This is a genomic window from Deltaproteobacteria bacterium (assembly GCA_003194485.1).
Taxonomy (GTDB): Bacteria; Desulfobacterota; Dissulfuribacteria; order Dissulfuribacterales; family UBA3076; genus UBA3076.
In genome coordinates this window covers 1-5,355 of record PQXD01000046.1, presented here as the reverse complement: position 1 = coordinate 5,355, position 5,355 = coordinate 1, and the positions used below count along the sequence as shown (strand labels likewise).

Below are 5,355 nucleotides of genomic sequence, written 5' to 3'. Positions count from 1 at the left end.
CGTAAGGCGAATGCAGAGGGGGCAGGACATCCCCCATGTCAAAGGCCTTAAGAAAACAAGGGGCTGAAGTGTGAAGTGAAAAGAAATATCCCCTCCCAGTGAACGGTTACGTGGGACCACGGGTTCACCGGATATTTACTTACATTTTTAAAAAGTCTCAATAAATTCTGATGGTTTTGTATTTGCAGGCAAAAGACTTGCTTGACGGATACGGTGTTTAATGCTTAATAAATAATACAAATTCGACTCCGGCCATTTTCCAATTTTATCTCACCCAGAGCCTCAAAGACCGGATGCGGTATTGAAAAGATGGCCCATAAGACCGCCGAGCGTCTCAGGTGAGCGGTAGCGATCAATCCGGTTATTGCCGGGCGTATTATGCTCATGACTCCTATGGGAAGAGAGACCCCGGAGCTGCCCTCCGATTCAGCAGACTGAAAAAGAACGGCCCATGAAAGTCGGTAATTACACCTTTTCATGCCTGGCGGTTTCACCCATGGTGCTGCCTCGCCATAAGGGCTCTGTAATCCGGGGGGCACTCGGGGCCTCGCTGAAACAGATATCCTGTGCATTAAGACATCAACGCTGCAGCACATGCATTCTCCGGGAACAATGCATATACGTCAGTTTCTTTGAAAGGCTTCCACCTGCGCCAGGCAGTCCCAAGTGGCTGAACGTGCGCCCCAATCCCTTTGTACTCGAACCACCTGATATTGAAATACAGGATCTTAATCCTGATACCAGGTTCAGTTTTAATATCCTCTTGTTCGGAAAGGCAAACGAGTTTTTGCCCCATCTGATCTATGCCGTAGAACGAATGGGCCGGCGTGGACTCGGCAGGGCCTTGGATGGTGGTGAACGGGGGCGCTTTATCCTGGGTGCCGTTGTCCATGAAGGCCGGAGCATCTATACGGCTGAGGAAGGATGCCTCCATCAGCCTGGGGACTTGACAGAGCTTGTATCGCCGGATCTGTCGGGTGGTTACCCATCTTCGGCCTTTGCAGAGGTTTCTGTCCGCCTGTGTACCCCCCTTCGCCTGAAATCGGGCAATAAGTTCCGGGATCAATTGCCCTTTTCCAGCCTGGTCAGGGCGGCCCTCCGCCGGATCTCCTCTCTTGAGGCAACGTATGGAGAAGGCGAGCCGGACCTTCCCTACCGGGAGCTTGCGGCCATGGCAGAGTCAGTGAAGATCGTAGGTAAGGACCTCCGTTGGCAGGATTGGCACAGATACTCCAGCCGCCAGAAGGCATCCATGCGTCTGGGTGGTATGGTTGGCACAGTATGCTATGAGGGTGAAAAGCTGGAAGTCTTTATGCCCCTATTGCGTTATGTAGAGCAGGTGCATCTTGGAAAGCAGACTACCTTTGGCCTGGGGCGTATGAAGGTGATCCCGTGAAGAATATCCTTCTCGCGGTGGTGGGTCTTACTCCCCAGGTCATTACTGAGGCATTGTACGCACTGCACCAGGAAGGCCGGGCAGTGAATGCCATCCACATCATCACCACCCGGGGCGGGAAGGAGGCCATCCACGCCCGTCTCCTGGCATCCGGCCAAGGGGCCTATTACCGTTACCTGAAGGACTACGATCTCGATCCTCTGGAAATAGAGTTCGGTCCTGAAAACGTCCATGTCCTTGCCGACCATCACGGCATTGAGATCGACGATATTATAGGCACGGAGGAAAACGAAATTCTCCTCCAGACCTGTCTTGACCATACATGCCGGCTAACTGCATCCAAGGATACGGCTGTCTACTTTCTGATAGCCGGAGGAAGGAAGACCATGAGCGCCTGCCTGGCCGTGGCGGCCCAGTTTTACGGCCGCCCGCAGGATAGGGTGTATCACGTTCTGAATTTTTCACCGATCCATTGTTCCGGCAACATCTGACACAGGAATTCTGGCGTTGGATCAAGAGAATTTTGCCAGCTACAAGGCCAAGGTCCATAAGATTTTAATGCAGGGCTTTGGAACCACAGCTATTCGAGACATCCGGATTTCTTCGCTTGGGAAAAGGCCTGAAACCCGTTACGGGCTGCCCCTGGACCGTAAGCAAATAACGGTCATAAGGTAGCGTATCCGGCAACGTTGCAGGTGTAGCTCATTTGTCTTTATATCAATATAATGGACTTGAAAATAGAAAGTAATAAACGACAACCTTATCGAAGCTTGGGAAGAGAAATGCGCGATATATTAATTTGCACAGTTGGGACCAGTCTCTTTGAAGGTAACTTACAGCGTTTGACAGCAGAAACTCCGGCCGCGCCGAAAAACTGGTCTGCCCTGCGCACCGCCTATGATAACCAAGATTGGAAAAGGGTGGCGCAGGAACTCCTCAAAATAGAGCCAACAATGCGCGTCTGCGGTGCCGAAATCAATACCATTGAGGAAATCCGTAAAAAGAAATGGCTGTCGCTGGAACAATTGGTCTTCTTGGTTTCTGACACCCAGGACGGCAGAAACACCGGGGAAGTGCTGAAGCGTTATTTCCAGCAACGATCCGACCTCTCTTTACAACAGGTGGAATACTCGGTCATAGCCGAGTTGCAGGATGAACGGCCCAGGGACTTCAAGGTACACGGGTTGCGGAACCTGGTCCGGAAGATCGGAGAATATGTCCACAAGTTCGGCGGGCACAATGTGGCGATCGACGCCACCGGCGGGTACAAGGCCCAAATCGCCGTTGCTGTCCTGCTGGGCCAGGCTCTGGATATACCAGTCTACTACAAGCATGAACGTTTCCTAGAGATTATCGATTTTCCGCCCCTGCCGATCTCCTTTGATTATCGGGTCATGGCAAGCCACTCCGATCTTCTTACCGATTTTGAGCGAGGGATGAGCTTTTCAAGCAAGGAAGAAATAGATACCCTTGACCAGAAACTACAGGTATTGCTGACCGAGGTGCCGGTTGACGGGGAGACCCTGTATGAGCTGAGCGCTATCGGCCAGATTTTTCTCACTGGCTTCCGGCTCCGCAATCCCAGGCCGGTGAAATTGGTCCCGGCCGCCGACAAAAAACCGCCCTCTTTTCGGGACGATCACTATCCAAAGGGGTTCAAGGAATTCGTCGAAAAGATTTGGCAGAAAAACAACTGGATCATTACGGCCAACTCCCTCCCTTATGACAAACAGAAATCGATCAGGGGCATCGGTTTCAAGGTGCAGGACTTGGGTGATGACAATCGCCGCTTGATCGGTACCTACCAAGATGAAAACAATTTCGGCGCCAGGTTTATGCTCCATCTTACGGATTCCTCGGATACCGCCTTGACCTGGGCGGCTGATTATTTGAACCGGAGATACAGGTAAAATGGTTTTTGAAGACTATATGAGGGAGCCTGCAACGTTGCAGTTGCGGAAGAAAAGAAGGGAGTTTGGTTAAGCTGTTTGAGACAAGTCAGTTATAGGAGAGGTGCGAGATGAAGAGACTCGAATATACCGTGCAGTTTGTTACTCCGGCATTTCTTGGCAATGCCTTCCAGCAAGGCCAATGGCGGACGCCGCCCTTCAAGGCCTTGTTGCGGCAGTGGTGGCGGGTAGTGAAGGCGCGGGAGTGCGACTACGATCACAGCCGACTCCGGGAGGCAGAAGGTTGCTTATTCGGCCATGCCTGGCTGAAGGATCAAAGCGGAAAACAGTGGGCCATGCAGAGTCGGATTCGCTTGCGGCTTGCGGAATGGCGGGGGGGACGGATGCAGCAATGGCAAAACGATCCGCCTGTCTTTCATAAAGAGGTCGGCATAAGCGGCAGAAAGATAGGCTCACATCTTTATCTTGGTTATGGTCCTCTTACTTTCAAAAGGCACAAAGGAACAGGCCTGAAACAAACCCCTGCCATTGATGCCAACGAGGCCATCGGTTTTAACTTAGGGGTCACTGCACAGGATGAATCTGACTTGCAAAGAACCCTCCAGTTCATCCATTGGTTCGGGACCCTCGGCGGACGTAGCCGCAATGGTTGGGGATCTGTGAGCCTGGAGAGTTTGAACCAACAAAATGGATTCAACCTCGCACCTACCGACAGCATCCTTTCCGGAAAGGCTATTCAGGAACTCTTGAAATTTTCGCGACCGCTCGCCGACTGCCTGCAACTTGACTGGCCGCATGCCATTGGCACTAGTAACGAAAGGCTACTGCTTTGGAAAAGTCGATTTCATTTTGATAGCTGGTCTCAGGCCATGCAGGAGTTGGCACGGATCAAGATTGCCTTCCGGACCAAACTGGATGCACCGGTTGGGAAGGCAGGAGACCGCCATATTCTGGCCTATCCTGTCACGAATCATAAGGTGAACGGTTGGCTGGAAAATGGTCGCGATACAAACCGGCTCGCCAATCAGCTCCGCTTCAAGGTCGTTCAGGACAAGAACAACAAATACTGGTGCCTGGCCTTTCACCTGCCATGCGGCCTACCGGAAATGCTGCAAGAGAAACTTGGCCCAAACAAGATCAGTACTGATGATCAGCTCCGCGTCTGGAATAAGGTCCACGGAATTCTCGACAAAGAAATGAAACGAATCCAGGGAACACAGGAGGGACGCCCATGACGATCAACGATATCTTCTGGCGGACCAAGGTTGCGGCCTGGGTGCACGATCTGGCGGAAAAGGCCCTGGTGCTGCTTCGCGACCCAGCAGGCCATGAGGGCGGCACTGTGGCCCGGTTGAAAGAACAACTTTTCCCGGCCGGTCTCCCGACCGAAGTCCAGAAATTCATCGAGAAGGCGGATCACTGGGCCGCGGCAGCAGACCGGCCCCAATTCCCGCGAGAGAAGGACGGTGGCAGGTTTCAGCCCTGGGCGCAGGTGCGGTTTGCGGAAACCCCGGAATTGGTCCATCCTCTATCCGGCGAACGGATCACCATCAAGCAAGGTTTTACCGATCTCGATCCTGCCCATCTCAAGGCAGTGAGCGCCGACCATTTTGAAAGCCTCATCGTCAAACCCAACGGTGATATCGACTGGCGGGCCACGGCCCTTGCCTTCTGGCGATTTGGCCCGGAACGGCCGGCAAGGGACCTCAATCTTCTATGGTATCTCCTGCCAGCGGACACGAGGGTTCCAGACCACACCATCTGGGCACACCTTGATCTTACCTCAGCCCTGGCAGGCGCCTTTGCCGCCGACCCGTCCCTCACCCCGGCCCTTCTTGCCATGAGCTTTGGGCCGGTGCAGGACTTCATCGCCCAGGCACGTTCTACCTCGGACCTCTGGGCCGGATCGCACCTTCTCTCGCGGCTCGCCTGGGTAGGTATGCGGGTGATCGTGCGCCACGAGCACACTCGATATAGTTGAGATGTGCGCAACTGCACAGAAGATGAGGGTTTGGCCCCTCGAAGCCGGCTTGCAGGAGCAGGCTTCAA

The 5,355-nt window shown here is 53.4% G+C and carries 6 protein-coding genes; 5 read left to right on the top strand and 1 reads right to left on the bottom strand.

Annotated features, from left to right (window positions below; translation table 11 throughout):
• Window positions 1–224: 224 nt before the first annotated feature.
• Window positions 225–479, bottom strand: coding sequence for a hypothetical protein (locus C4B57_11580; GenBank protein ID PXF51976.1), 255 nt, complete (start codon window positions 477–479; stop codon window positions 225–227).
• Here C4B57_11580 and C4B57_11575 point away from each other — a divergent pair.
• The 5 genes from C4B57_11575 to C4B57_11555 all read left to right on the top strand — a co-directional run bounded on the left by C4B57_11575 (window position 452) and on the right by C4B57_11555 (window position 5,287).
• Entirely contained in the window at window positions 452–1,396 is a 945-nt protein-coding gene (locus tag C4B57_11575; GenBank protein ID PXF51975.1) for a CRISPR-associated protein Cas6, read from the top strand. The genes C4B57_11580 and C4B57_11575 overlap by 28 nt on opposite strands.
• Window positions 1,321–1,887: a TIGR02584 family CRISPR-associated protein gene (locus C4B57_11570; protein PXF51974.1), complete on the top strand. Its 567-nt coding sequence runs from the start codon at window positions 1,321–1,323 to the stop codon at window positions 1,885–1,887. Before C4B57_11575 ends, C4B57_11570 begins: the two co-directional genes overlap by 76 nt.
• Before the next feature lie 234 nt (window positions 1,888–2,121).
• Window positions 2,122–3,306 (top strand): hypothetical protein, encoded by a 1,185-nt coding sequence (locus C4B57_11565; GenBank protein ID PXF51973.1) that lies wholly within the window; start codon window positions 2,122–2,124, stop codon window positions 3,304–3,306.
• Between the two features lie 110 nt (window positions 3,307–3,416).
• Entirely contained in the window at window positions 3,417–4,541 is a 1,125-nt protein-coding gene (locus tag C4B57_11560; protein ID PXF51972.1) for a hypothetical protein, read from the top strand.
• Window positions 4,538–5,287, top strand: a complete 750-nt coding sequence (locus C4B57_11555) for a hypothetical protein (GenBank protein PXF51971.1) — start codon at window positions 4,538–4,540, stop codon at window positions 5,285–5,287. Before C4B57_11560 ends, C4B57_11555 begins: the two co-directional genes overlap by 4 nt.
• Window positions 5,288–5,355 lie beyond the last annotated feature (68 nt).

Excerpts from the sequence above, each read along its gene's own strand:
- C4B57_11575 (PXF51975.1), top strand. The coding sequence starts at position 452 with ATGAAAGTCGGTAATTACACCTTTTCATGCCTGGCGGTTTCACCCATG.
- C4B57_11580 (PXF51976.1), bottom strand. The coding sequence starts at position 479 with ATGAAAAGGTGTAATTACCGACTTTCATGGGCCGTTCTTTTTCAGTCT.
- C4B57_11565 (PXF51973.1), top strand. The coding sequence starts at position 2,122 with ATGGACTTGAAAATAGAAAGTAATAAACGACAACCTTATCGAAGCTTG.
- C4B57_11560 (PXF51972.1), top strand. The coding sequence starts at position 3,417 with ATGAAGAGACTCGAATATACCGTGCAGTTTGTTACTCCGGCATTTCTT.
- C4B57_11555 (PXF51971.1), top strand. The coding sequence starts at position 4,538 with ATGACGATCAACGATATCTTCTGGCGGACCAAGGTTGCGGCCTGGGTG.